Origin of the sequence: Brachybacterium sp. NBEC-018, from assembly GCF_024860185.1 — a bacterium.
GTDB lineage: Bacteria > Actinomycetota > Actinomycetes > Actinomycetales > Dermabacteraceae > Brachybacterium > Brachybacterium rhamnosum.
The window spans coordinates 615,003-639,045 of the sequence record NZ_CP100650.1 but is presented as its reverse complement, the minus strand read 5'-3'; the positions used below and the strand labels follow the sequence as shown (position 1 = coordinate 639,045).

17 protein-coding genes are annotated in these 24,043 nt (G+C 73.6%); 7 read left to right on the top strand and 10 right to left on the bottom strand.

Translation table 11 applies throughout. The annotated features are described in order from the left end of the window. Positions 1-29: 29 nt before the first annotated feature. From NLU66_RS02885 to pdxS, 8 genes are all read right to left on the bottom strand, one after another. On the bottom strand, positions 30-1,052 hold the full coding sequence (locus tag NLU66_RS02885; protein WP_259361454.1) for a LacI family DNA-binding transcriptional regulator: 1,023 nt from the start codon (positions 1,050-1,052) through the stop codon (positions 30-32). Positions 1,053-1,057: 5 nt separating this feature from the next. Beyond that, positions 1,058-1,987 carry a carbohydrate ABC transporter permease gene (locus tag NLU66_RS02880; protein ID WP_259361453.1) on the bottom strand — a complete coding sequence of 310 codons (930 nt, stop codon included), beginning with the start codon at positions 1,985-1,987 and terminating at the stop codon, positions 1,058-1,060. A gap of 1 nt (position 1,988) precedes the next feature. Further along, the gene (locus NLU66_RS02875) at positions 1,989-2,867 is read right to left on the bottom strand and encodes a carbohydrate ABC transporter permease (RefSeq protein WP_259361452.1); all 879 of its coding nucleotides are present in this window, start codon (positions 2,865-2,867) and stop codon (positions 1,989-1,991) included. A 31-nt stretch (positions 2,868-2,898) separates the two neighbouring features. Next, positions 2,899-4,239, bottom strand: a complete 1,341-nt coding sequence (locus NLU66_RS02870) for an ABC transporter substrate-binding protein (RefSeq protein ID WP_259361451.1) — start codon at positions 4,237-4,239, stop codon at positions 2,899-2,901. Positions 4,240-4,269: 30 nt separating this feature from the next. After that, positions 4,270-5,685, bottom strand: coding sequence for a glycoside hydrolase (locus tag NLU66_RS02865; RefSeq protein ID WP_259361450.1), 1,416 nt, complete (start codon positions 5,683-5,685; stop codon positions 4,270-4,272). A gap of 107 nt (positions 5,686-5,792) precedes the next feature. Then, positions 5,793-7,445 (bottom strand): glycoside hydrolase family 32 protein, encoded by a 1,653-nt coding sequence (locus NLU66_RS02860; RefSeq protein ID WP_259361449.1) that lies wholly within the window; start codon positions 7,443-7,445, stop codon positions 5,793-5,795. Positions 7,446-7,551: 106 nt separating this feature from the next. Continuing rightward, a complete protein-coding gene (gene pdxT, locus NLU66_RS02855) occupies positions 7,552-8,145 on the bottom strand; it encodes a pyridoxal 5'-phosphate synthase glutaminase subunit PdxT (protein ID WP_259361448.1) in 594 nt (197 codons plus the stop codon). Further along, complete coding sequence (pdxS, locus tag NLU66_RS02850) at positions 8,142-9,032, bottom strand: pyridoxal 5'-phosphate synthase lyase subunit PdxS (RefSeq protein WP_137769353.1); 891 nt, start codon at positions 9,030-9,032, stop codon at positions 8,142-8,144. The genes pdxT and pdxS overlap by 4 nt, the downstream gene beginning before the upstream one ends. A 147-nt stretch (positions 9,033-9,179) precedes the next feature. Here pdxS and NLU66_RS02845 point away from each other — a divergent pair, with 147 nt between their 5' ends. From NLU66_RS02845 to NLU66_RS02825, 5 genes are all read left to right on the top strand, one after another. Further along, positions 9,180-10,541: an aminotransferase class I/II-fold pyridoxal phosphate-dependent enzyme gene (locus NLU66_RS02845; RefSeq protein ID WP_259361447.1), complete on the top strand. Its 1,362-nt coding sequence runs from the start codon at positions 9,180-9,182 to the stop codon at positions 10,539-10,541. Between the two features lie 200 nt (positions 10,542-10,741). Continuing rightward, entirely contained in the window at positions 10,742-12,430 is a 1,689-nt protein-coding gene (locus tag NLU66_RS02840; RefSeq protein ID WP_259361446.1) for an ABC transporter substrate-binding protein, read from the top strand. A 64-nt stretch (positions 12,431-12,494) separates the two neighbouring features. After that, complete coding sequence (locus NLU66_RS02835) at positions 12,495-13,481, top strand: ABC transporter permease (protein ID WP_259361445.1); 987 nt, start codon at positions 12,495-12,497, stop codon at positions 13,479-13,481. A gap of 1 nt (position 13,482) precedes the next feature. Further along, the gene (locus NLU66_RS02830) at positions 13,483-14,418 is read left to right on the top strand and encodes an ABC transporter permease (RefSeq protein ID WP_259361444.1); all 936 of its coding nucleotides are present in this window, start codon (positions 13,483-13,485) and stop codon (positions 14,416-14,418) included. 1 nt (position 14,419) lies between these two features. After that, positions 14,420-16,384, top strand: a complete 1,965-nt coding sequence (locus NLU66_RS02825; RefSeq protein WP_259361443.1) for an ABC transporter ATP-binding protein — start codon at positions 14,420-14,422, stop codon at positions 16,382-16,384. A gap of 18 nt (positions 16,385-16,402) precedes the next feature. On the opposite strand, the gene NLU66_RS02820 is transcribed toward NLU66_RS02825, so the two are convergent. Then, positions 16,403-18,787 carry a beta-galactosidase gene (locus NLU66_RS02820; protein ID WP_259361442.1) on the bottom strand — a complete coding sequence of 795 codons (2,385 nt, stop codon included), beginning with the start codon at positions 18,785-18,787 and terminating at the stop codon, positions 16,403-16,405. Between the two features lie 206 nt (positions 18,788-18,993). Between NLU66_RS02820 and NLU66_RS02815 the strand changes: the two genes are divergently transcribed. Together NLU66_RS02815 and NLU66_RS02810 are read left to right on the top strand one after the other, a co-directional pair. Beyond that, complete coding sequence (locus NLU66_RS02815) at positions 18,994-20,052, top strand: LacI family DNA-binding transcriptional regulator (protein ID WP_259361441.1); 1,059 nt, start codon at positions 18,994-18,996, stop codon at positions 20,050-20,052. After that, positions 20,049-23,231 (top strand): GH36-type glycosyl hydrolase domain-containing protein, encoded by a 3,183-nt coding sequence (locus NLU66_RS02810; RefSeq protein WP_259361440.1) that lies wholly within the window; start codon positions 20,049-20,051, stop codon positions 23,229-23,231. Before NLU66_RS02815 ends, NLU66_RS02810 begins: the two co-directional genes overlap by 4 nt. Here the strand turns inward: NLU66_RS02810 and NLU66_RS02805 are convergent. Further along, positions 23,221-23,955 carry a hypothetical protein gene (locus NLU66_RS02805; protein ID WP_259361439.1) on the bottom strand — a complete coding sequence of 245 codons (735 nt, stop codon included), beginning with the start codon at positions 23,953-23,955 and terminating at the stop codon, positions 23,221-23,223. The genes NLU66_RS02810 and NLU66_RS02805 overlap by 11 nt on opposite strands. Positions 23,956-24,043 lie beyond the last annotated feature (88 nt).

Sequence of the window (24,043 nt, the reverse complement as noted above, 5' to 3'; positions counted from 1 at the left end):
GCGGCGGAAGGGGGAGCGGGGCGCGCGGCTCAGCGCGCGGAGATCGAGTCCCGCGCGATCACGGGGCAGGCCACGCGCAGCGACGCGCCCGGCTCCACGCGCTGCTCGCCCAGCAGGACCCGCACCCCGGCAGCGCCCAGCTCGTAGTGCGGCAGGGCCACGGTGGACAGCGGCGGGCGCAGGTGCCCGGCGATGACCTCCTGGTTGTCGAAGCCCACGACCGCCATGTCCCGCGGCACCCGCAGGCCCCGCTCGCGCAGGGCGTCGTACAGGCCCATCGCGACCCGGTCGTTGTGGCAGAACACGCCCGTGGCGCCGAGCGCGAGGATCCGCTCCGCGGCGCCGTAGCCGCCCTCCTGCTCGGGGGAGGCGTCGAGGACCAGCGCCTCGTCCACCTCGACGCCCGCCTCCGCATGCGCCTCCCGGTAACCCTGCAGGCGGCCCTCCCGGGCCGGGGAGGGGGAGGTCGTGTTGACGAAGGCGATCCGACGGTGCCCCTGCACGAGCAGCAGCGCCGTCGCCGAGCGGCCGCCCGCGACCTCGTCCGGCACCACGGCCCGGGTCGCGGTGCCCGGGGCGTAGCAGTTCACGAGCACGTGGTCGGTCTCCGCGAGCGCCGGCGGGAGCTCCGTGGCCCGGTGCGTCCAGGTCGAGTAGAGGATGCCGCGCACCTTGTACTCGAGCATCATCGCGAGCGCGTCCCGCTCGGCGGCCTCGTCGGCCTCGGTGTTGGCGACCAGCAGCACGTGACCGTGCCGCCAGGCCTCCTCCTGGGCGCCGCGGATGATCTGCCCCGCGAAGGGCGTGGTCGCGATCGAATCCGCGACCAGGCCGATGAAGGCGCTCGTGCCCTGCACGAGGTTCTTCGCGAGGACGTTGGGCCGGTAGCCGAGGTCCACGACCGCCTGCTGCACGCGGGCCCGGGCCTCGGCGCCGATCCGGGCTCCCGGCTTGTCGTTGACGACGTGGGAGACCGTGGTCACCGAGACGCCGGCGCGCTCGGCGACCTCGCGCATCGTGACCGTGCGGTCCGCTCGCCCCGTGCTCGTCATTCCCGTCATCCCTTGCTCGCTCCGCTCTCGAGACCATAGATCATGGCGCGGTTGAGCACGAGGAACACCAGCAGCAGCGGCGTCACCGTGATCGACACGGCCGCGAAGGTCGCCGTCCAGTCCGTGTTGCCCATCGCCCCCACGTAGTCCTGCAGTCCCAGCGGGATCGTCTTGAGCTCCTCGCTGAGGATGAAGGTGTTCGCGAAGACGAAGTCGTTCCAGATGAAGATCGCGTTGACCATCACGACCGTCACCACGGTGTTCCAGGACATCGGCAGCGTGATCCGCGCGAAGATCCGGTACGGGCCGGCGCCGTCGAGCGTCGCCGCCTCGTACAGCTCGCGCGGGATGTAGCTGTAGAAGGAGAGGAACAGGTACAGCGCCATCGGCAGGGCGAAGCCCGCGAGCGGGATCATCACCGACAGGTGCGTGTCCAGCATCCCGATCCGCGAGTAGTCGATGAACAGGGGCACGAGCGCCACCTGCACCGGCACCACGATGCCCAGCAGGAACAGTCCCCGCACGAGGCCCGAGAAGCGGAAGCCCAGCACGGCGATCGCGTAGGCGCCCGCCATGCCGCACACCACGAGCAGCAGGCACGCCCCGCCCGTGATGATCAGGCTGTTGAGGATGCTGCGCAGCAGATGCCCCTGCTCGAACGCCCGGGAGAAGTTGTCGAGCGTGAGGTGCGTGGGGATCGAGAAGGGGTTCGAGGCGGCGAAGTCCTCGCGGTCCCGGAGGCTCGTCTGCAGCAGCCACAGGAACGGGTACACCTGCATCACGAGCACGGCCGCGATGAGCACCCGGGAGACGATGCGGGAGATCCGCAGGCCGGTGGGGCGCTCCCGACGGCGGCGGGCCGGGGGACGGCGCCCGGGGGCGGGGGTCGCCGCCTCACACGCGGGGACGGGGGGAGCGAGCGGTGCGGAGGTCATGTCAATCCGCCTTCCTGCGCAGGACCAGCAGGATCAGACCCACCGCGACCAGGCACTCGAGGACGATGATCACGGAGATCGCGCTCGCGGAGCCGTAGTGCCCGGAGGTGAACGCCGTCTTGTACATATAGGTGGTCACGAGCTCGGAGGCCTGGCCGGGCCCGCCGTTCGTGAGCAGGAACGGGATGTCGAAGCCGCGCAGCGCGTAGGTCGTCGCCATGATCAGCGTCGTGACGAACACCGGCATGATGTGCGGGAAGCGGATCCGGGCGAACACCTGCCAGGCGTTCGCGCCGTCCAGCGACGCGGCCTCCTCGAGCTCGCGGGGCACGGAGAGCAGCGCCGCGTAGAGGATCACCGTGTACAGGCCCAGGAACCGCCAGCCCTCGGGGACGGAGACCGCGGTGAGCACCGTGGAGACGTCGGAGAGCCAGGGCCGCGCGAGCGCGTCGAGGCCCACGGCCCCCAGCAGCGTGTTCACGAGCCCCTCGGGCTCGAAGGAGTAGATGCGCTGGAAGAGCAGGGCGATCGCGGGGGTCGAGATCACCGCCGGCATCAGGTAGAGCACCTTGAGCACCTCCCGGCCGCGGGTGATCGTCATGAGCAGCGTCGCGACGAGCAGGCCGCCGCCCACCTGCAGCAGCAGGCAGATGACGAGGTAGACGAGCTGATTGCCGAAGGCCGTGCGGAACACGTCGTCGTGCAGCAGCAGCGCGCGGTAGTTCGCGAGCCCCACGAAGTCGAGGCCCGTGATGCCGTCCCACTCGAAAAAGCTGAGCACGAGCGACTGCACGATCGGCAGCAGCACGCCGCCGCCGAAGAGCAGCAGGGGCGGGGCGAGGAACACGAGCACGGAGAGCCGTGAGCGATGGGGGAGCATGCCTCCTCCTTCCATGACGAGCGGGAGCCGCTCAGTCCTCGAAATACTTCGGGGCGTTGGTGGTTAGGGCCTCGTCCATGGTGGAGAGGAACTGCTCGGGGGTGACGTCCCCCTGGACCAGCAGCACGAGCTCCTGCTGGAGTCGCGAGTTCGTCGCCGGGTCCAGCTGCGTGTCCCAGGGCATGAGGGTCGCCTCGCCGAGCTCCGCGGCGACGTCGATCGCCTCCTGGTAGATCGGCAGGGCGTCCTCGGGGACCACCGGGTCGATGCCGGTGGGGCCCAGCAGGCCGCTCTTCGCGTACTCCGCGGGGTAGCGCTCGAGGACGAAGGCGAGGAAGTCCCGGACGAGCGGGTCGTAGGTCTGTGCGTTGACGGCGACGCCGATGCCGGAGGGGGCGACGAACTCGTCGGCCCCGGTGACGGAGCCGTCGGTCACGGGGAGGGTGAAGAAGCCGATCTGCTCGCGCATCGCCTCGGGCAGCGCGGAGGTCGCGAGGTTGGGCAGCTCCCAGGTGCCCATGTTGTAGATCGCGGCCCTGCCGGAGGTGAACAGCGCCTGGGCGTCCGCGTAGCCCACGGAGGAGAAGCCCTGCTGGAAGGCGCCCACCTCCCCGAGCTTCGCGAGCCAGGCGGCGGAGGCTGCGCCGGGCTCGTCCGCGAAGGCGGCGTCGGCGGACTTCAGCTCCGTGACGTAGTCCGGGCCGGCAATGCGGAAGGGCTGGTAGGCGACGTACCGCTCGAGCGGCCAGGCGTCCTGCCCGCCCACGGCGATCGGGGTGGCGTCGGTGGCCGCGAGCGCCTCGCACACGGAGGTGAGCTCGTCGAGCGTGGTGGGCACCTCGACGCCGGCCTCCTCGAAGAGGCCCTTGTTGTACCAGAACAGCTCGACGCCGAACTCGAGCGGGATCATCCGCAGGGAGCCGTCGTCGAAGCGCTGGTAGTCGAGCGCCGCGGGTCGGAAGTCCTCGAGCACCCCGAGCTGGGTGAGCAGGTCCTCGACGTCGATCATGCGGCCGGCGGTGTTGAGCTTCGCGGCGAAGGGCGTGGCGTCGGTGTCGAAGAGCTCGGGCAGCTCGTTCGCGGCGGCGAGGGTCTCGTACTTCTGGATGTAGCTGGGGCGGTCCGGGGTGGTGATGAGCTTGAGCGAGAAGCCGTCGTGCTCGGCGGCGTAGTCCTCCGCGAGGGCGGTCATGATCTCGATGACCGGGCCGTTCGCGGGCCGCGAGAGCAGCCACGAGATGGCGCGGGGCTCGATCTCGCCGTCGACGGCGGCGGCCGTGGAGGCGGCGCCCCCGGAGGAGCCGCCGCACGCGGCGACGAGGGGGAGGGTGGCCGCACCGGCGGCGAGGGCCAGGAACTGCTTGCGCTTCATGAGTGTCTCCTTCGACAGTTGATGAGCGGGTCAGGCGGTGGTGACGTGCAGATCGGTGAGGCTGAGGGTGGCGTCCTCGGCGAAGACGCCGAGGCGGCCGGCGGGGTGGTCGTAGATCCGGGTGGAGAGGGCGACCTTCTCGTCGAGGACGGCGACGAGCAGGTCCTCCTCGAGCACGAGGTCCAGGCGGTGCTCGGGGGAGGAGAGGTCCGCGGGGCGCTCGAGCTCGATGAGGTGGGGGACGTCGCCGGAGATCTGCCACTGCTCGGTGCCGGTGACGGTGCGGGGCCAGCGGTCCAGGACCATGCGCCCGGCGCGCGGCTCGAGCCGCAGCACGTAGCCGCGCTCGCCCTCGGCGTCGGTGCGCAGCAGCAGCCCGCCCGCACGGCCCTCGGGGTCGAGCCGCAGGTGGGCGCGGATCGTGGCGCGGGAGGGGAGCTCGTGGGAGCCGACGGCGGCCTCGTAGTGGGTGGGCGCCGCGATCGTGGTGGGGGCGAGCCCGGTCTCGACGGGGGCGGCGTCCGCGGCGAGCACCTCGGGCGGGAGGCGCAGGTCGAGGGTGCCGTCGGCCTGCTGCACGGCCTCGAGCAGGGAGAGGGTCCCGGCCCACTGCCAAGGGCCGTCGTCCCGGCGTCCCTCGCGGGTCGCGATCCAGCCGGCGAAGATCCGCCGGCCCTTCCAGGTCGCAGATTTCGCGGCGTAGAAGGAGCGGGCGTCGAGGGAGTCGTGGCGGGGGGCGTGCCAGGGGCCCTCGGGGGAGCGGGACATGCGGTAGCGGGTGACGAAGGCGTCGGTGAACTCGGAGTACACGAGGTACCACCACTCGCCGATGCGGAACACCTCGGGGCACTCCTGGGTGAGGAAGCGGCGCGGGTCCCAGAGCGGGGCGGCCGGCTCCCAGCGCTGCAGGTCGGTGCTCGTGAGGCGGCCGACGATGCCGCGGCGACGCTCGGGGCCCGTGCTGCGGCGGGCGGCGAGCAGCATCTGCCAGGGCTCGCCGGGGGCGGTGCGGTGCACGAAGGGGTCGCGGAAGTCCGCGGGGTCCCAGCCCTCGGGGGCGCCGAGGGTGTGCGCGGGCTGCTTGTCCCAGTGCAGGAGGTCGGTGCTCGTGGCGTGGGCGACGAGCTGGAGGGGCCGGCCGTCCGGTGCGGTGCGCGCGGGGTTCTGGGCGGTGGAGAAGAGGTGGTGGAGGCCGTCGTCGTCGGTGAGAACGCTGCCGGTGTAGCAGTTGAGGTCCTCGTCCTCGGGGCCTCCGTGGGGGAGCACCTCGCCGTGGTCCGTCCAGGTCACCAGATCGGTCGTGGTGAGCAGGTGCCAGGAGGTGCCCTCGCCGATCGCCTCGCGGCGATGGTGCAGGTAGTAGACGTACAGCGTGTCCTCGTGGACGAAGGGGATCGTGTCGCCCACCCAGTCCGGCGCGGGGGTGAAGAACGGTGCTCGGTGCATGTCACATCCTCGTGATCAATCGTTTGATCACGGACTGTAGATCTCCGGCCGTCGCGTGGTCAAGCGTTTGATCACATCGGATTCCCCGAGCCGGGCGCCGGGACCCCTCAGTGCGTGCGCAGCACCATCCCCGTGACCTGCGCGGTCCCGCCGTCGGCGAGCAGCCGCACCCGCTGCTCCCCCTCCGCGGGATGCGCGCCCAGCGAGATCACCGTGCGGCCGTCGTCGAGGAACGCCTCGACGCTCTGCGTGTCCACGACGACGTGCAGGTGCGCCGATCGTGCCGTCCCGTCCACCGGGGCGCTCGCCGCGGTGAGCCCCGCGAAGGGCTCGCCCTCGCCCAGGGTCCCGTCGGTCGCGGCGCTCCCGCTGCGGTCCACCGAGAGCGCGCCCCCGCCGATCGTGATCCGGGTGCCGCGGGCGGCGTCCTCGCCTCCGAGCACCACGAGGCCCACCGCGCTCGCGTCCTCCCAGGCCAGGTCCATCTCGAGGGTGAAGGCGCGGCCCAGGTCGCCCAGATCCGCCTCGCCGTCCACCTCCTGGTCCTCGATCCGGCGGGTGGCCGAGGCGGCCGCCGCGAGCGCCGGGACCGGGGTGCTCACGAGGGTGAGCGAGCCGTCCTCGTCACGCTGCAGGCGGACCTCCCGCACCACCGAGTACTGGCCGTCGTAGCCGTCGGAGTCCGCGGTCGCGGAGCCCTCCCGCGCGTACGCCCAGTTGTTCATCCAGCCGATCCCGAGCCGCACGTGCTCGGGATTCTCCGGGGACGGCCAGGTCACGCCCGCGTACCAGTCCCATCCCCGGTCCAGCCAGCGCGGCGCCGGATCCTCCGGCGTGAAGCGCTCCCCGTCCCAGGTGCCCACCCAGTACGCGTAGGCCGTCGGCTCGCCCGCGCCGCTCCCGTCCAGGCTCGCGCCGAGCACCCAGTGCGCGCTGCCGTCGCTCGCCGTGAGCGTGAACAGGTCCGGGCACTCCACGCCGCCCAGGTCCGGGAGGTGCGGCGCGGCGTCGCGGTAGGCGAAATCCTCCCGCCGCTCCCAGGAGCGCAGGTCCGGCGAGGTCCAGAGCGCGACGCGGTGATCGCGGCCGATCGCGCACACCCACTGGTCGCGCTCCTCGTCCCGCTGCAGCTTGGGGTCGCGGAACCATGAGGCCTGGGCGATCTCCTCCTCGCTGCGCGCCGCCGGGCCCTCCTCGTTGCGCAGCACCGGCCCGGGCTCGAAGGTGAAGGCCGCGCCGTCGGGGGAGGAGGCGAGGTACTGCTCCTGCAGCTCGGCCCGGCCGTCGGTGGGGCGCGTCGCGAGCGCGACCACCGTCCCCTCGCCGAGGCCCGCCGTGCCGTGCTCGTCCACCACCGCGGAGCCGGACCAGACGTCCGCCACGTCGTCCCCGGTCAGGGCCGGGTCCTGGGGCGTGAAGGTCACGAGGTCGGTGCTCGTCCAGTGGCCCCAGACGGTCGCGCCGGGGGCCGGATCCTCCGCGTGCAGCAGCCCGTACACGTGGTGCACGCCGTCCAGGACGAGCGGACGCTGCGGGTCGCCGATCCATCCCGCGGCAGGAGTGAGGTGAAGGCGTGCGCGGCGCGAGGCGGCGTCGGGGGTGGGCGCGGCGGTCGGCGGGGAGTCCTCGTCCTCGCGGGTGCAGGACGCCGCGAGCAGCACCGCGCCGGCCGCGCCCGCGCCGAGGCCCGTGCGGCGCAGCAGCGTGCGACGGTCGATCGGGGCCGACGGGTCGGGGGAGGGGTGCGGGGCGGGGGTCATGGGGCTCCCGGGGTGGACGGTGCAGGGGCACGGTCACCCTCGTCCGTCCTCTCGACGGTACCGACCGCTCCCCGCGCCGCTCCACCTCGTGTGAGACCCGCCCCCCTCAGCCCCGCCCGCACGCGAGGTCGAGCAGGAGCCGGTGGAAGCGGTCCTCGCCGGAGACCTCCGGATGGAAGGCGGTCGCGAGCAGCGCCCCCTGCCGGACGGCGACGATGCGGCCGTCCCCGAGGCGCGCGAGGACCTCCGCCGCGGGGCCGACGGCCGTGACCTCGGGTGCCCGGATGAACGTCGCGGCGACCGGCCCGGGGCCGAGCGCGGGCACCGGCAGCGTGGTCTCGAAGGACTCGTTCTGCCGGCCGAAGGCGTTGCGCCGCACGGTCACGTCGAGCCCGCCGAGGGTCTGCTGCCCGGCGATCGCGTCCTCGACGCGGTCCGCGAGCAGGATCAGTCCCGCGCAGGTGCCGTACACCGGCAGGCCGCCCCGGATCGCGGCGACGAGCGGCTCGCGCAGGCCGAAGGTCCGCGTGAGCTTGTCGATCACGCTCGACTCGCCGCCGGGCAGCACGAGCCCCTGGACCGACTCGAGCTCCTCCGCGCGGCGCACGGGCACCACCTCGGCGCCCAGACCGCGCAGGGTGCGGGCGTGCTCGCGCACGTCCCCCTGCAGGGCGAGGATCCCGATCCGCGGCGCGCTCACCACCCGCGCTCGGCGAGCCGGTGCGGGGCGGGGAGGTCCGCGACGTTGATGCCCACCATCGCCTCGCCGAGGCCGCGCGAGGCCTCCGCGATGACCTTCGGGTCGTCGTGGAAGGCGGTGGCCTTGACGATCGCGGCAGCGCGCTTGGCGGGGTCGCCGCTCTTGAAGATGCCGGAGCCCACGAACACGCCGTCGGCCCCCAGCTGCATCATGAAGGCGGCGTCCGCCGGGGTCGCGACCCCGCCCGCGGTGAACAGGACGACGGGCAGGGCGCCCGTCTCCGCGACCTCCTTGACCAGGGCGAACGGTGCCTGGAGGTCCTTCGCGGCGAGGTAGAGCTCGTCCTCGCTCTTCGCGGCGAGCTCCCGGATCTGGCCGGTGATGGTGCGGATGTGCTTGGTCGCCTCGGAGACGTCGCCGGTGCCGGCCTCGCCCTTGGAGCGGATCATCGCGGCGCCCTCGGTGATGCGGCGCAGGGCCTCGCCGAGGTTCGTCGCGCCGCACACGAAGGGCACGGTGAAGCGGTGCTTGTCGATGTGGTGCACGTAGTCGGCGGGGGAGAGGACCTCGGACTCGTCGACGTAGTCCACGCCGAGCTCCTGCAGTACCTGCGCCTCGACCTGGTGGCCGATCCGCGCCTTCGCCATGACGGGGATGGAGACGGCCTCGATGATGCCGTCGATCATGTCCGGGTCGCTCATGCGGGAGACGCCGCCCTGGGCGCGGATGTCCGCCGGGACGCGCTCGAGGGCCATGACGGCGACGGCGCCGGCGTCCTCGGCGATGCGGGCCTGCTCGGGGGTGACGACGTCCATGATGACGCCGCCCTTCAGCATCTCGGCGAGGCCCCGCTTGACGGTGCCGGTTCCGGTGGTGGGTGCGCTCATGGGGTTCTCCTCGGGAAGGGCGGGGGGCCTCCGCCCCACGTCTATGGCCTAGGCCAATCATTGGCCTAGGCCGAAAGTACCACCGCGGGGCGGGGAGCGCGCGAGGGCCCGCCACCCCATGAGACGCCCGGCCCTACACTCGGGCAGGTGGGGAGCACATCGAGCGCGACGATCACCGGGGCCACGGCCGCGGAGATCGCCGCGAGCGTGCGCGGCCTCATCGAGCGCGGTGACCTCCCGCCCGGCGCCCCCCTGCCCCCGGTGCGCGCCCTCGCCGAGCAGCTCGGCGTCAACCGCAACACCGCCGTCGCCGCCTACAAGCGCCTCGCCCGCGACGGCGCCGTCATCGCCCAGGGCCGCGCCGGCACGCGCGTCGCCGGCCGCCCCGCCGTCGCCCAGGAGGGCTTCGCCCCCGCCGGCACGCTCCGCCGCCTCGCGGGCGACGTCCCCGCCGGCGCCCTCCGCGACCTCGGCACCGGCAACCCCGCCCCCGCCCTCATCCCGGATCTCGCGCCCGCGCTCGCCGGCGCCGTCGGCCGTCCCGTGCTCTACGGCGAGCCCGTGATCGACCCCGGCTTCGAGGCCTGGGCCCGCGACTGGGTCGCCCCCGACGTCCCCACCGGGGCCGACGCCGCGCTCACCCTCACCAGCGGCGCCGTCGACGCGATCGAGCGGCTGCTCGCCCAGGCCCTCGTGCGCGGCGACGCCGTGGCTCTCGAGGACCCGTGCTTCCTCGCGAGCATCCAGACCGTGCGCCACGGCGGCTACCGTGCGATCCCCGTGGCCGTCGACGCCGAGGGCATGACCCCGGACGGCCTGCGCGCCGCCCTCGGGGCGGGTGCCCGCGCCGTCGTCACCACGCCCCGCGCCCAGAACCCCACCGGCGCCTCGCTCAGCGCCCGCCGTGCCCGCGAGCTGCGCGCGATCCTCGCCGAGCACCCGTACGTGCTGGTCATCGAGGACGACTACTACTCCTTCCTCTCCCGCTCGCCCTTCCGCTCGATCGTCGGCCCCGGGCACCACCGCTGGGCCCTCGTGCGCTCCGTCTCGAAGTTCCTGGGCCCGGACCTGTGCCTCGCCGTCACCGCCACGGACCCCGCCACCGCCGAGCGCCTCGCCCTGCGCCTCAGCCCCGGCACCACCTGGGTGAGCCACCTCCTGCAGCGCCTCGCCCACGGCGTGCTGCGGGACGAGGCGGCGCTCGCGCTCATCGAGCGCGCCGGCGCGCACTACGCCGAGCGCGGGGCCGCGGCCGCCCGCGCCCTCGCCGCGCACGGGATCGAGGCGGCGGCCGGGGACGGCATGAGCCTCTGGGTCCCCGTGCCGCGCCCCGCCCCCGAGGTCGCCGCGGCCCTCGCCCGCAGCGGCTGGCTCGTGCGCACGGGGGAGGAGTTCCGCCTCGAGGCGGGCGAGGAGCCCTCCCGCCACCTGCGGCTGACGGTGCACGACCTCGACGACGCCGAGCTCGAGCGCCTCGCCGCGGATCTCGCGGCCGCCGTCGCGGACTGACCCCGTCGGGCCCGTCGGACCCGCCCACCCCGCGATGTAAGCGTTGACATTGTGAGTGTAAGCGCTAACATCATCGCCATCGGAGCGCCAGAGCCGGCGCCTCCGAGATCCCCACCCCCGGTCCCACCAGCCTCTCCACCGCCGGGACCCCCAGGTCGGCGCCCACCGTCGGGCGCGACCGCCGCACCTAGGAGCACTCGATGAAGAGAAGGATTCTCCTCGCCACCGGACCGCTGGCCGCCGCGCTCGTCGCCGGCACCGCCGCGTGCTCGGGCCAGATCCGGACCAACCAGGGCGGCGGCGCCGCGACCTCCGGGGACGGCACCACGATCCCGCAGCTGACCTTCCCCGCCGAGGTCGCCGAGAACGTCGCCGGCATCACCAACTTCAACCCGTTCTCCCCGAACGTGACCTCGAAGAACTACTTCTACGAGCCGATCATGATCCGCAGCTCCATGAACTGCGAGGTGGTCCCCTGGATCGCGACCGCGTTCGCCTGGAAGGACGACACCACCCTCGTCTTCACCATCCGCGACGGCGTGACCTGGTCCGACGGGAAGCCGCTCACCCCGGAGGACGTCGCCTTCACCCTCAACCTCCGCAAGCAGTACCCCGCGGCGGACGACATCGGCCTGTGGAACGACGTGTTCGGCGCCCCCGCCGAGTCCGTCGAGGTGGACGGCCAGGACGTCGTCATCTCCTTCTCCGGCCTCGCCGCCGCGAAGTTCGACTCGCTCATCACCGCGAAGGTGCTCCCGCAGCACGTCTGGAAGGACGCCGGGGACCCCACGCAGTACATCGACGAGAAGCCCGTGGGCTCCGGCCCCTTCGACCTGGGCTCCTACAACGGCCGCCGCCTCCAGCTCACCCGCCGCGAGGACTACTGGCAGGCGGACAAGGTCAAGGTCCAGGAGCTGATCCTCGAGGGCAACTACGACGCCACCAACGCCGCCCTCAAGCTCACCGCCGGTGACCTCGACGCCTTCTGGGGAGAGATCCCGAACCCCGAGCAGGCCTTCGCCTCGAAGGACGAGAAGCTCAACCACTTCTGGTACGCCCCGGCCGGCTCGACCGTGCTCACCTACAACCTCACCAAGGCACCGTTCGACGACGCGAAGCTGCGCGAGGCGATCTCCCAGGGCCTGGACAAGGACGAGATCAGCGCGAAGGCCACCTACTCGGTGATGAAGCCGGCCTCGCAGACCGGCCTCAAGCTGCCCTACGCCGAGAACCTGCTCCCCGACTCCTACACGGACCAGGAGACGGTGCTCCCCTTCGACACCGCGAAGGCCGAGGAGCTGCTCGACGCGGCCGGCTACGCGAAGGGCTCCGACGGCTTCCGCACCCTGCCCGACGGCTCCGCCTTCGCCCCGACGTTCCTCGTGCAGGCCGGCTGGATCGACTACCAGGCCGCCGCCGACGTCGTCGTGCGGAACCTGCAGACCATGGGCATCAACGCCTCGGTGCAGACCTCCCCGCCGGAGGCCGTGGACCAGGCGAAGAAGGACGCCGATTTCGACATGTGCCTGGAGTACCTCCACGGCGGCTGCGAGGTGGCGCGCAACCTGGGCTCCAAGCTCGCTTCGGACCAGGTCCCCACGAAGGACACGGTCAAGGCGAACGTGGGCCGCTGGGAGGACGCGCACACCGACGAGATCGTCTCGGAGCTCTCCGGCGAGACGGACCCGGAGAAGCAGAAGGCCCTCACCGGCGAGCTGGTCGAGATCATGATGACCCAGTACCCCGTGACCTGCCTGTTCTACGCCCCGGCCCGGATGATCTACCGCACCGACAAGGCGGAGGGCTGGCCCTCGGAGGAGGACCCCTACGGGACGAACTCCGAGATGCTCATGATCATCACCCGCCTGGTGCCGCCGAGCGCCTCCTGACGCCACGGCCGGGGCGTGAGCGCACCGCCCCGGTCGTGTCCTCCCGAGTGGAACGGAGCGCTCCGTGAAGTACTTCCTGCGCCGGATCGGCTACTTCCTGCTGACCCTGTGGGCCGCGATCACCCTGAACTTCCTCATCCCGAGGCTGCAGCCCGGCGACCCCGCCGAGCTCATGATCCGCCAGATCTCCGGTCGCGACACCGAGATCGACCCCGCCCGCATCGAGGCGATGCGGGTCATGCTGGGCCAGCCCGACGGCAACCTCTTCGAGCAGTACCTCGCCTACCTCGGCCAGCTCGCCCGCGGCGACTTCGGCTACTCGTACACGTACTTCCCGGCCACGGTGACGGACGTGATCGGCAGGGCCCTGCTGTGGACCCTCGTGCTCGTGGGCGTGACGCTCGTGCTCTCCTTCGTGCTGGGCACGGTGCTGGGCGCCTTCGCCGCCTGGTGGCGCAACTCCCCGTTCGACTCGATCGTCACGCTCGGCTCGACCTTCGTGGGGACCCTGCAGTCCTTCTGGGTGGCCCTGCTGCTGCTGTTCGTCTTCGGCTACGTGCTGGGCTGGTTCCCCACGGCGGGCGGCTACGAGGCCTCGATGCCGGGGCTGAACCTCGAGTTCCTGCTCGACGCGGTGAGGCACTCGGTGCTGCCGGCGGCGGTGCTCATGCTGCTCGGCCCGGTGGGCTGGGTGCTCGGCATGCGCAACACGATGATCCTCAACCTCGGCGAGGACTACATCCGCCTCGCCCGCGCCAAGGGCGTGCCGGACAAGCAGATCGCCCTGCGCTACGCGGCCCGCAACGCGCTGCTGCCCTCGGTGACGGGGCTCGCGATGGCGCTCGGCGGGATCCTCGGCGGGCAGATTCTCATCGAGACGACCTTCGACTACCCGGGGCTCGGCCGGCTCATGCAGCAGGCCGCCTCCGGCAAGGACTACCCGCTGCTGCAGGCGCTGCTGCTGTTCACGATCGTCGGCACGCTCGTGGCGAACCTCGTGGCGGACATGCTCTACGGCGTCCTGGACCCGCGCGCCCGGAAGGCGGCCTGAGATGAGCGAGAACCCCTCGAACCCCACCCCGGCCCCCGACGTCGCCGAGCTCGCGCTCGCCGAGGCGGAGCAGACGGACCGGATCGACCACGGGCCCGGCTGGTTCCGGATCCTGTGGTCCTCGAGGAAGGCCCGCGCCGGGATCGTGCTGCTGGGCCTGTACGTGCTGCTCGCGGTCCTCGCGCCCGTCATCGCCCCCTACCGCGGGGACGACACGAGCTTCGCGCCCGTGCTGCTGCCCGGCGGCGAGCACCTCATGGGCACCACCACCCAGGGCGCGGACATCTTCAGCCAGCTCATCTGGGGCACCCGCGTCTCGCTCGTCGTGGGCCTGTTCGGCGGGCTCTTCGCGACGGCCGTGGGCCTCGTGATCGGCCTGACCTCGGGCTACTTCGAGGGCACCTGGATCGACGACGTGCTCTCGCTGCTCACGAACGTCGCCCTCGTGGTGCCGACGCTGCCGCTGATCATCACCCTCATGGCGTACTCCGAGGTGCGCTCGATCTGGTTCACGATCCTCATCATCGGGATCATCTCCTGGGCCGGCGCCGCCCGCTCCAAGCGGGCCCTCATGATCACCCTGCGCCACCGCGACTTCGTCACCGCGGCGAAGTTCGCGGGCGACCGCACGCCCACGATCATCGCCCGCGAGATCCTCCCGCAGATGACCTCGCTCGTGGCCGCCGGCTTCTTCGGCGCGGCGACCGGGGCGATCGGCGCCGAGGCCGGGCTGAGCTTCCTGGGGCTCGGGAACACCGAGTCCGTCTCCTGGGGGACCATGCTCTACCAGGCCCAGCTGCAGGGGGCGCTCGCGCAGGGGCTGTGGGTGTGGCTGCTGGTGCCGGGCCTCGCGCTGTCCGGCCTGATCATGGCGCTCACCCTCATCAACTTCGGCATCGACCTCATCTCGAACCCGCACCTGCGGGAGGACGGCTGACATGGACCGCCACGCATCCGCGCCCGACGACGTGACCCCGATCCTCGAGGTCGAGGACCTCACCGTCCGCTACGCCCCGAAGCTGCACCCGGCCCTGGACGCCGTGGACCACGTGTCCTTCTCGATCCGGCCCGGCGAGTTCGTGGGCCTGATCGGCGAGTCCGGCTCCGGCAAGTCGACGCTCGGCACCGCGGTGCTGCGGCTCACCGAGCGGCCCGGCTCGATCACGGGCGGCACGATCCGCTTCGACGGCATGGACATCACGGGCATGAGCCAGGAGGAGCTGCGCCCCTACCGCTGGCGCGACTTCTCGACCGTCTTCCAGAGCTCGATGAACGCGCTGAACCCGGTGGTGCGGGTCGAGGACCAGTTCCGCGACGCGATCGAGCTGCACTCCTCCCGCCGCGGCGGGGAGGTCGTGGAGCGGATCAAGGAGCTCTTCGACCTCGTGCTCATCGACCACCGGTTCATCCGCGCGTACCCGCACGAGCTCTCCGGCGGCATGAAGCAGCGCGTGAACCTCGCGCTCGCCCTCGCCGACGACCCGAAGTTCGTGCTCCTGGACGAGCCGACGACGGGCCTGGACGTGGTGGTGCAGCGCTCGATCCTCGAGGGCGTACGGCGCCTGCAGGCGGAGCAGGGCTTCGCGGTGCTGTTCATCAGCCACGACATCGGCACCGTCATGGACCTCTCCGACCGCATCCTCGTCATGTACGCGGGGCGGATCGTCGAGGAGCACGACACCGACGACCTGCTGCGCGAGCCGCTGCACCCGTACACGAAGGGCCTGCTGGGCTCCTACGGCGACCCCCGCCAGGAGACCGTGCGGATCACCTACGTGCCGGGCCGGCCGCCGGACCTCTCCCAGTCCCTGCAGGGCTGCCCCTTCGCGCCGCGCTGCCCGGAGAGGATCGACCGCTGCCTGACGGACGCGCCGCCGCTCGTGGAGATGCCGACGACCCGCACCGAGGGCGCCGTGACCGCGCTGCGCCTGGACGCGGCCGGGAGCTGGCGGCCGCCGCGCGCCGCCTGCCACGTGGCGCTGCTGCAGCGCACGGAGCCGGGGACCCCCGGCCTGCCCGAGCGGACCGTGCGCTTCGCCGGTCCCGCCTTCGAGAAGTCGGTGGGGGAGACGACGGAGGCGCTGCGCGGGGAGGTGCTGCTCGACGTCGCCGACGTGACCAAGGTGTTCAGCTCCCGCCAGGGCCTGCACCGGCGGGAGACGCTCGCCGTGGACGGCGTGAGCTTCCAGCTGCGCCGCGGCATGGTCACGGCGCTCGTGGGCCAGTCCGGATCGGGGAAGTCGACGCTCGCCCGGATGATCACGGGCGTGGACCGTCCCACCTCCGGGTCGATCACCTTCCACGGGCGGCAGGGGCCCGTGGACGTCGGCACGCTGGGCGGGAGCGGCCTGCGCGGCTACCGCTCGCTCGTGCAGATGGTCTTCCAGGACCCGTACTCCTCGCTGAACCCGAACAAGACCCTCGAGTACATCCTGTCGCGGCCGCTGCGGAACCATCGGCAGATGGGCCGGGCGGAGCTGGGCGCCGCGATCGACGAGCTGCTCGAGCGGGTCGCGCTGACCCCGGCGCGCCGCTACCGCAGCCGGCATGCCTTCGAGCTCTCCGGCGGGCAGCGCCAGCGCGTCGTCATCGCCCGGGCGCTCGCCGCGGAGCCGGAGCTGATCATCGCGGACGAGCCGATCTCGAGCCTGGACGTGTCGATCCGGGCGGAGGTGCTGGACCTGCTGCAGCGGCTCGTCGCGGATTCCGACGTCGGCATCCTCTACATCACCCACGACCTGCTCTCCGCGCGCATGCTCGCGGACGACGTGGTCGTGCTGAACCAGGGGCGTGTGGCGGAGCACGGGATCGCGATCGACGTGATCCGCGATCCGCAGGACGAGTACACGAGGCGCCTGCTCGACGCGATCCCGAACCCCTTCGCGGACATCTACAAGCCGTAGGGGCCCGCGATGGGGAGCTCAGCCGAGGTGCACGCGGACGGGGCCGTCGGCCGTGACGACGACCCCGTCCCCGGTGCGGACGACGCGGGCGCCGGGGCCCTCCGCGGTGACGGGGGCGTCGGTGCGCAGCACGATCCGCGCCCGCGGCCCGGCGGGGGCGTCGAAGCCGAGCACTCCCGCCCCGACGTGGTCGATCTCGGCGTTCGCGGCGAGCACCTCGACGCCGCCGATCCGCAGGCCGCGGGCGAGCAGGTAGCCGGTGTGCGGGGCGGGCTCGAGGTCGATCTCCTCGCCGTCGAGCACGATCCGCACACGCGGCCGGTAGCCGGTGACGTTGAGCAGGTGCAGCATCCGCCCGCCCTCCTCGTCCCGGGTGCTGAGCGCGAACACGCCGGGCACGTCGCTGGTCAGGGCGAGTCCCCGGCCCGCCCCGAGCGACTCGAGCAGCTCCCCGAACAGGCGCGGGTGCGAGGGCAGGCCCGCCGCGAGCAGCACCGCGCGGCCCGTCCCGACGGTGACGTCGGCCCCGCAGACCTCCCCGTCGACGGTGCGCAGCAGCGCGGTGCCCGCGGGCACCCGCAGCTCCTGGAACCAGGACACCCGGGTCTCTCCGAGCGCCGCCGCCGCGGCCTCCCCGCGCACCGACGGGTAGAAGTGCGGAGTGTCGCGGCGCAGCTCCCCGGCCTGCACGCCGAGGGCGCGGGCGAGGATCCGGCAGGGGCGGCCCTCGAGGTCCTTCTCCGGCAGCGGGCCCAGCAGGAGCAGGCTCCCGCCCGCCTCCACGTGCTCGACGAGGTGGGTCTGCACGAGCGGGTCGAGGTGCCGGGAGGTGGCGAGCATGAGCACGCGCCGGCCCTCGCCGTCCGGCCGCGGCCGCGGGCGGCGCAGGTCCACGGCGTCGAAGCGGTGCCCGCGCAGCAGGGCGCTGCGGGCGAGGGCCTTGCGCTGCCCGGCGCCGCGGTGCGCGCGGAGGTCCTCGACGACCTCCTGCATGAGCGCGCTGCGGGGGTGGGCGTACTCGGTCGCGTAGGAGTCCACGACGAAGCCGAGGGCGAGGTCGTCGAGCTCCTCGACGGCGCTCGCGAGGTGCCGCTCGTGCAGCAGCAGGCGGGAGATCGACGCGGCGAGCGGTGCGTAGGCCGGGCCCTCGAGCCCCTCGGGGGTGATCGGGGCGGCGAAGCCGTGGCGCTCGCCGGTGAAGGCGAGGCGGTCGTTGCCGTCGCCCACCGGCTCCTCGAGCGGCGGGTTCACGCCGCCCGCGAAGAGGTAGTGGTTCAGCAGGCGGTTGCCCTGGGCGACGAAGAGGCGGGACTTCAGATCCGCGGTGGAGGGCTCGGCGAGGCGCTCGTACCCGTCCCCGTAGTCGCCCGTGCCGGCCTCGAACTCGAGGGAGGTGAGCGGCTGGTCGTCGTCGTGGACGGCCTGCTGGAGGGCGTTCATGACGTAGACGTCCGTGGTGGTGTCCAGGGTCATGTCACCCGTGTAGTGGTCCGAGCCGGAGACCATGCCGGGCAGGCCGGCGTAGGTCTCCTCGAGCTGGCTGATGCCGATCGGGAAGGGCTCGCCGGAGCCGTCGCCCGTGCCGTGGATGTTGATGAGGAAGGGCACGCCGGTGATCCCGCGGGCCTCGGCGGCCGCGCGCAGGTGGCCGACGTAGCGGGCGAAGCGGCCGCGCATGAAGCGGGTGAGGTCCACGCGCAGCGGCCCGGCCCAGGCCTCCTCGGGGCTGCGCACGGCGCGCGCCCAGGCGTCCGCCCCCTCCGTGATCGCGGGGTAGGTCCCGGCGGCGTCCTCGCGGTGCTCGAGGATCCAGGTGCGGAGGTCCGCGAGCAGGTGGTCGGTGAGGTCGGGGGAGTTGGAGACCCAGGCGAGCATGCCGATCTCGTTGTCGAGCTGGACGGCGATCACGGGGCCGCCGCGGGTGGTCAGCCGCGGGGCGAGCACGGGCAGGACGGCGTCGTACCAGCGCTCGGCCTCGGTGAGGAAGGCGGGGGCGAGGTAGTCGACGGTCGCGGTGGGCGCGGGGACGCCGTCCCAGCCCACGGGCACGATCTCGGGGTGCTCGCGGTAGAGGCGGTGGGGGAGGCCCTCGTTCTTGAGCTCGGCCATCTGGAAGGGGCCGGGGCGGGCGATGAACCACAGCCCGGCCTCCGCGCAGAGGTCGACGAAGGCGCCGAGGTCCCGCTCGGGGCGGGTGTCGCCGGTGACGTCGAGGTCGCCGCCGGGCAGCTCGTGCCAGATCCAGGGGAGGTAGCTCGCGACGGCGTTCGCGCCGGCCGCGCGGAGCTGCTCGATGCGCGCGGCCCACTGGTCGCGGGGCAGGCGGAAGTAGTGGATCTCCCCGGCGAGGACCAGGCGGGGCCGGCCGTCCACGAGGATCCGGCGGCGGTCGATGGTGATCATGAGGGTGTCCCGTCCGTGGCTGGGTGGCGCGGGACCAGGGACCCCGCCGTCAGGTGGGCGACGTGGACGCGGGAGGCGTCCTCGTCTACCGTGAGACTATGTAAGCGCTTCCATTCCGGGAGCGCAAGCACGAGGCCAGCAGGCGGGACCCCATGATCCCCGCCCCGGACCCCACCCGCAGCACACGCCCCAGGAAGGTGAGGAGCATGCATCGGACCCCCGATCGCGCCGCCACCATCTACGCCGTCGCCCAGCGCGCCGGCGTCTCCACCGCGACGGTCTCCCGCGCCCTCGGCGGCAGCGACAAGGTCGCCCCCCGCACCCGCGAGGCCGTCCTCGCCGCCGCCCGCGAGCTCAACTACGTGCCCGACGGCGCCGCCCGCGCCCTCGCCGGGCGCCGCACGAACGCCCTGGGCCTCGTGCTCCCGCACATCGACGGCCCCTACTACGCCGCCGTGCTCGTCGGCTTCGAGATGGCGGCGAGCGAGATGGGCCTCTCCGTCGTCCTCGATCTCGCCGGGCCGGACACGGACCCCGACCGCGCCGTGCGCCGGCTCGCCGGGAACGTGGACGGCGTCGCCTTCATGGCCCGCAGCGCCGTGGACGACGCCCTCATCACCGAGATCGCCGCCCGCCGCCCCGTCGTCGTCGCCGCCCGCGGCCGCATCCCCGGCCGCGACGCGCTCTACGCGGAGAACACCGTCACCGCGGCCCGCCTCACCGCGCACCTCATCGAGACCGGCCGCCGCCGCCTCGCGTTCGTGGGCCGTCCCGAGCCGGACTCCGACATCGGCGCCCGCCACGAGGGGTTCCGCAGCGCCCTCGCCGACGCCGGTCTCGAGCCTGTCGCCACCTTCGCCGTCGACCCCGTCGAGGAGGAGGGCGCCGAGGTGGCCCGCGAGCTGCACTCCGAGGGCCTCGACATCGACGCCATCGTGTGCGGCAACGACGAGCTCGCCCTCGCCGTCCAGCACGAGCTGCAGGACCTCGGTGTCGACGTCCCCGCGAGGATCGCGGTCGTGGGCTGGGACGACGTCCACGCCGCCCGCTACGTGCGCCCCGACCTGACCACCGTCGCCCAGCCCGTCGAGGAGCTCGGGGCGCTCGCCGCGCGCCGCCTCGCCGAGCTCGTGGACGGCGCCGACCCCGACCCCGAGCCCGTCGTGCTCGACTCCCGCATCGTCCACCGGTCCAGCTGCGGCTGCGCCGCGCCCGGCGACGGCGAGGAGCTGACCCCCACCCCCGCTCCCCAGGAGACCCCGTGACCCCCTCCACCACCGCCGTGCGCACCCTCCCGGTGACCCTCGAGCGCACCGAGGCCGGCGACGCCGCCCGCCTCGACGCCGCCGGCCTCAGCCTGCTCCAGTACCCCGCGACCGCCGCCGGCTCCGGACCGGCGGGCGTGCACCTGCGCCACCGCCGCCCCGGCGACGCCGCCTGGACCGCCGCCCCGCTCACCGGCCCCGCGAGCGGCGGCACCATCACCGCGGGCGGCACCGTCACCACCACCCACGGCGACCTCACCGCCCGCACCCGCCTCGCCGCCACGGCCGACGGCACCGGCTGGGCCTGGACGATCGCGCTGCGCAACGACGGCGCCGAGGCGATCGAGGCGGACCTCCTGCACACCCTCGACGTGGCGCTGACCGCGATGGACGCCGTGCGCCGCAACGAGCAGTACGTCGCCCAGTACCTCGACCTCACGCCCGTGGACCTCCCCGGCGGCACGCTCGCCCTCGCCGTGCGCCAGAACATGCCGACCGGCGACGTCCCCTGGGCCGTGATCGGGGCCGACGTCCCCGTCGCCCAGTGGGGCACCGACGCCCTCCAGCTCCTGGACCGTGCGACCGGCTCCGGCCTCGACGCCGCGCTGGACCTGCCCTCCGAGCGGCTCCAGCACGAGCACACCCTCGCCGCCCTGCGCACCGCCGCGGTGACCCTCGCCCCGGGCGAGGAGCAGGTGACGAGCTTCTGGGGCGCCGTCGTCGCGGACCACCCGGGGGCGACGTCGGCGGCGGACGCCGATCTCGTGCTCGCCGTACGCGAGGGGCTCGAGCTCCCCGCCCTCCCCGCCGCGGAGCCGGGCACGCCCCTCGCCGCGAGCCTGCTCGCCCTCGCCGCCGAGCTGCCCGTCCGCCCCGGCGACCGCGCCCTGCTCGAGGAGCTCGCGGGCGGCGAGCTGCGCCTCGTCGAGGAGGGCCGCTCCGGCCTGCTCTCCGGCTTCGGCCCCGCCGGGCACGTGGTCAGCGCTGCGAAGGAGCGCGGCGTGCTGCGCCCCCACGGCCACATCCAGCAGGCCACCGCGGGCGCCGTCGCCGATCTCGCGACCGTCGCCTCGACCGTCTGGATGCGCGGCGTCTTCTGCTCCCAGCTCACCGAGGGGCACGCCTCGAGCGGCGAGACCACGACCGTGCGCCGCTCCTACCTGGGCCTCGAGCGCCGCAGCGGCGTGCGCCTGCTGCACCGCGCCGAGGGCGGCGACTGGGAGCTGCTCGGCGTGCCCTCCGCCTGGTCGACCTCCGCCGCCGCGAGCACCTGGCGCTACGCCACCGAGCACGGCGGGATCGAGGTGCGCTCCGCCGTCGAGCTGCCCGGCGCCGCCCGGATCACGATCACCTCGACCGCGGGCGAGCTGCTGCTCGTCGTCGACGGCTCCGAGGAGCTCGCCCTGCAGGTCACGGCCGACGGCGCGCCCGTGCCGGTGGACGGCGACGCCGTCCTGTTCGCCGACGCCCGCGAGCACGGCAGCGGCCTGCGCACCGCCGCCCTCGGCACCGCCCGCACCGCCGAGGTGCTGCTCGGCGTCTCCCTCGCGGAGAGGACTGCCGAGCCCGCCTACGCCCCGCGCCTGCCCGCCCTCACGGGCGCCGCGACCGTCGAGGGGGAGGCGATCGGCGAGATGCTGCCCTGGCTCGCCCAGAACGCCGCCGTGCACTTCCGCTCCCCGCGCGGCCTCGAGCAGTACAGCGGCGGCGCCTGGGGCACCCGCGACGTGTGCCAGGGCCCGCTGGGCCTGCTGCTCGCGACCGACGAGCCTGCGGCCCTCCGCAGCACCTTGCTCTCCGTGCTCGGCGCCCAGCAGCAGGACGGCACCTGGCCGCAGTGGTTCGACTACCTGCCCGGCCACGCCGGCCCCGGCCTGCGCGACAGCCACGGCGACGTCGTCTACTGGCCGCTGCGTGCGCTCGGCGAGTACCTCGACGCGACCGGGGACGCGAGCATCCTCGGCGAGACCGCCCCCTGGGTGGGGGATGCCGCGATGGGGGCGCCCACGAGCGTGCTCGACCACCTCACCCGCGCCGTCGCCCACATCGAGGGCGCCCGCACCGAGGACCCCCGCCTGCCCGCCTACGGCCACGGCGACTGGAACGACTCCCTCCAGCCCGCGCGGCCCGAGCTCGCCCGCCACCTGTGCTCCACGTGGACCACGGAGCTCGAGATCACCGCCCTCACGGGCCTCGCCGACGCCCTCGCCGAGCACGCCGGGCCGGAGACCGAGGCGCTCGCCGAGCGCTGCCGCACGATCGCCGCGGGCGCCGCGGAGGCCTTCGCGGAGCTCCTGCTCGTGGACGGCGAGCTCGCCGGCTACGGCTGGCTCGAGGAGGGGCGCCTGCGCCACCTCGTGCACCCCACCGACACCACCACGGGGCTGCAGCACGGCTCCCTGCAGATGATCCACGCCCTCACGGACGAGCTGCTCACCCCCGAGCAGGCCCGCCACCACCTCGCCCTCATCGACGAGCACCTCGCCGGCCCCACCGGCGTGTACCTCTTCGACCATCCCGTCGAGTACCACGGCGGCGTCATGGAGGTCTTCCAGCGGGCGGAGACCGCGACCTTCTGGGGCCGCGAGATCGGCCTCATGTACATGCACTCCCACCTGCGCTTCATCGAGGCGCTCACCCGCCTGGGCGAGGCGGAGCGCGCCTGGCAGGAGCTGCTGAAGGCCGTCCCGATCGGGGTCACCGAGCGGATCCGCGGGGCCCGGCCCCGGCAGGCGAACTGCTACTACTCGAGCTCCGACGCCGTCTTCCCGGACCGCTACGTCGCGGCCGAGAACGGTGCGGCGCTGTTCGAGGAGTCCACGGGCTTCGAGGGCGGCTGGCGCGTCTACTCCTCCGGCCCGGGGCTGCTGCTGCGGCTCGTCGTCGAGGACGTGCTCGGCGTGCGCGCCCGCGCCGGCCGGCTCGAGATCGACCCGGTGCTGCCGGCCGCGCTCGACGGCACCACCGCCGAGGTCCCCTTCGGCGGCGGCATGATCACCGTGCAGGTCACCGTGGGGGAGACGGGCTGCGGCGTGCGCTCCCTCCGGATCGACGGGCAGGAGATCGACCTCGCGGGCGAGGACGTGCGCGGCCTCGAGCGCCGCTACCGCGCGGCGGGCGTCGCGATCGACCGCGGGCGGGTGCGCGCGGGCTCACGCCTCGAGGTCGTCACCGGCTGACGGGCACGCGGGACCGGCCCCGGTCGGTGATCGCGAACCAGGCGATCTGACCGGGGCCCGGCCGCCTCCCGATCCCGCCGAGCACGTGCCACAGCGCCGCCGCGTGCTCGATCGAGGCGGCCTGTCCCTCGGCAGCAGCGACGAAGCCCTGCTCGCCGATCGAGCCGGCCTCGAGGTCCCCGCGGGCCACGAGGCGGGCGAGCGCCGCCGCGCCGTGGCGGGCGATCTCCCGCGGGTCCCGCACGTCGCGCTCCACGAGCTCGGCGACGACGTCCGCCGGGGTCACCCAGTCGTCGAGCCCCGCCTCGAGCACCGCGAGCTCGACCTCGTCCGGGTCGCTCGCCGCCCATGCCGCCATGGCCGCGGGGGTCGCGAAGCGTGGGGCAGGGTCTCCGGGACGCGCGCCGATCCGGCCGTCCTCCGCGGCCGCGAGACCTGCCCCGTCCGGCAGGGCGAGGCCCCACGGCGCGGCGACCGCGAGCGGCATCGGCCGTCCGCCGTCCGCATCGGCGAGCAGGAGCGTCAGCGTCCCGTCGGCGGCGAGCACGCTCGAGGTGACGAAGGCGCCCAGCACGCGGGTGTCGTCCCTGGTGGGAGCGCCGCTCGGCCCCCGCAGGTCACCGTGCAGCACGGCCGCGCGGCTCGTCACCAGGACGGGATGCGGCGCCGGGTCGACGGCCTCCACCCACTGCCCGTGCAGCGCGGTGAGCATCGCGTGCTCCATGAGAGGCCCCCTCCTCGCCGGGCGGATCCCGGTGGTCGTCGGCCTACCGTGCCACGGGGGACCCGTCCTAGGCTGAAGGCGTCGCTGC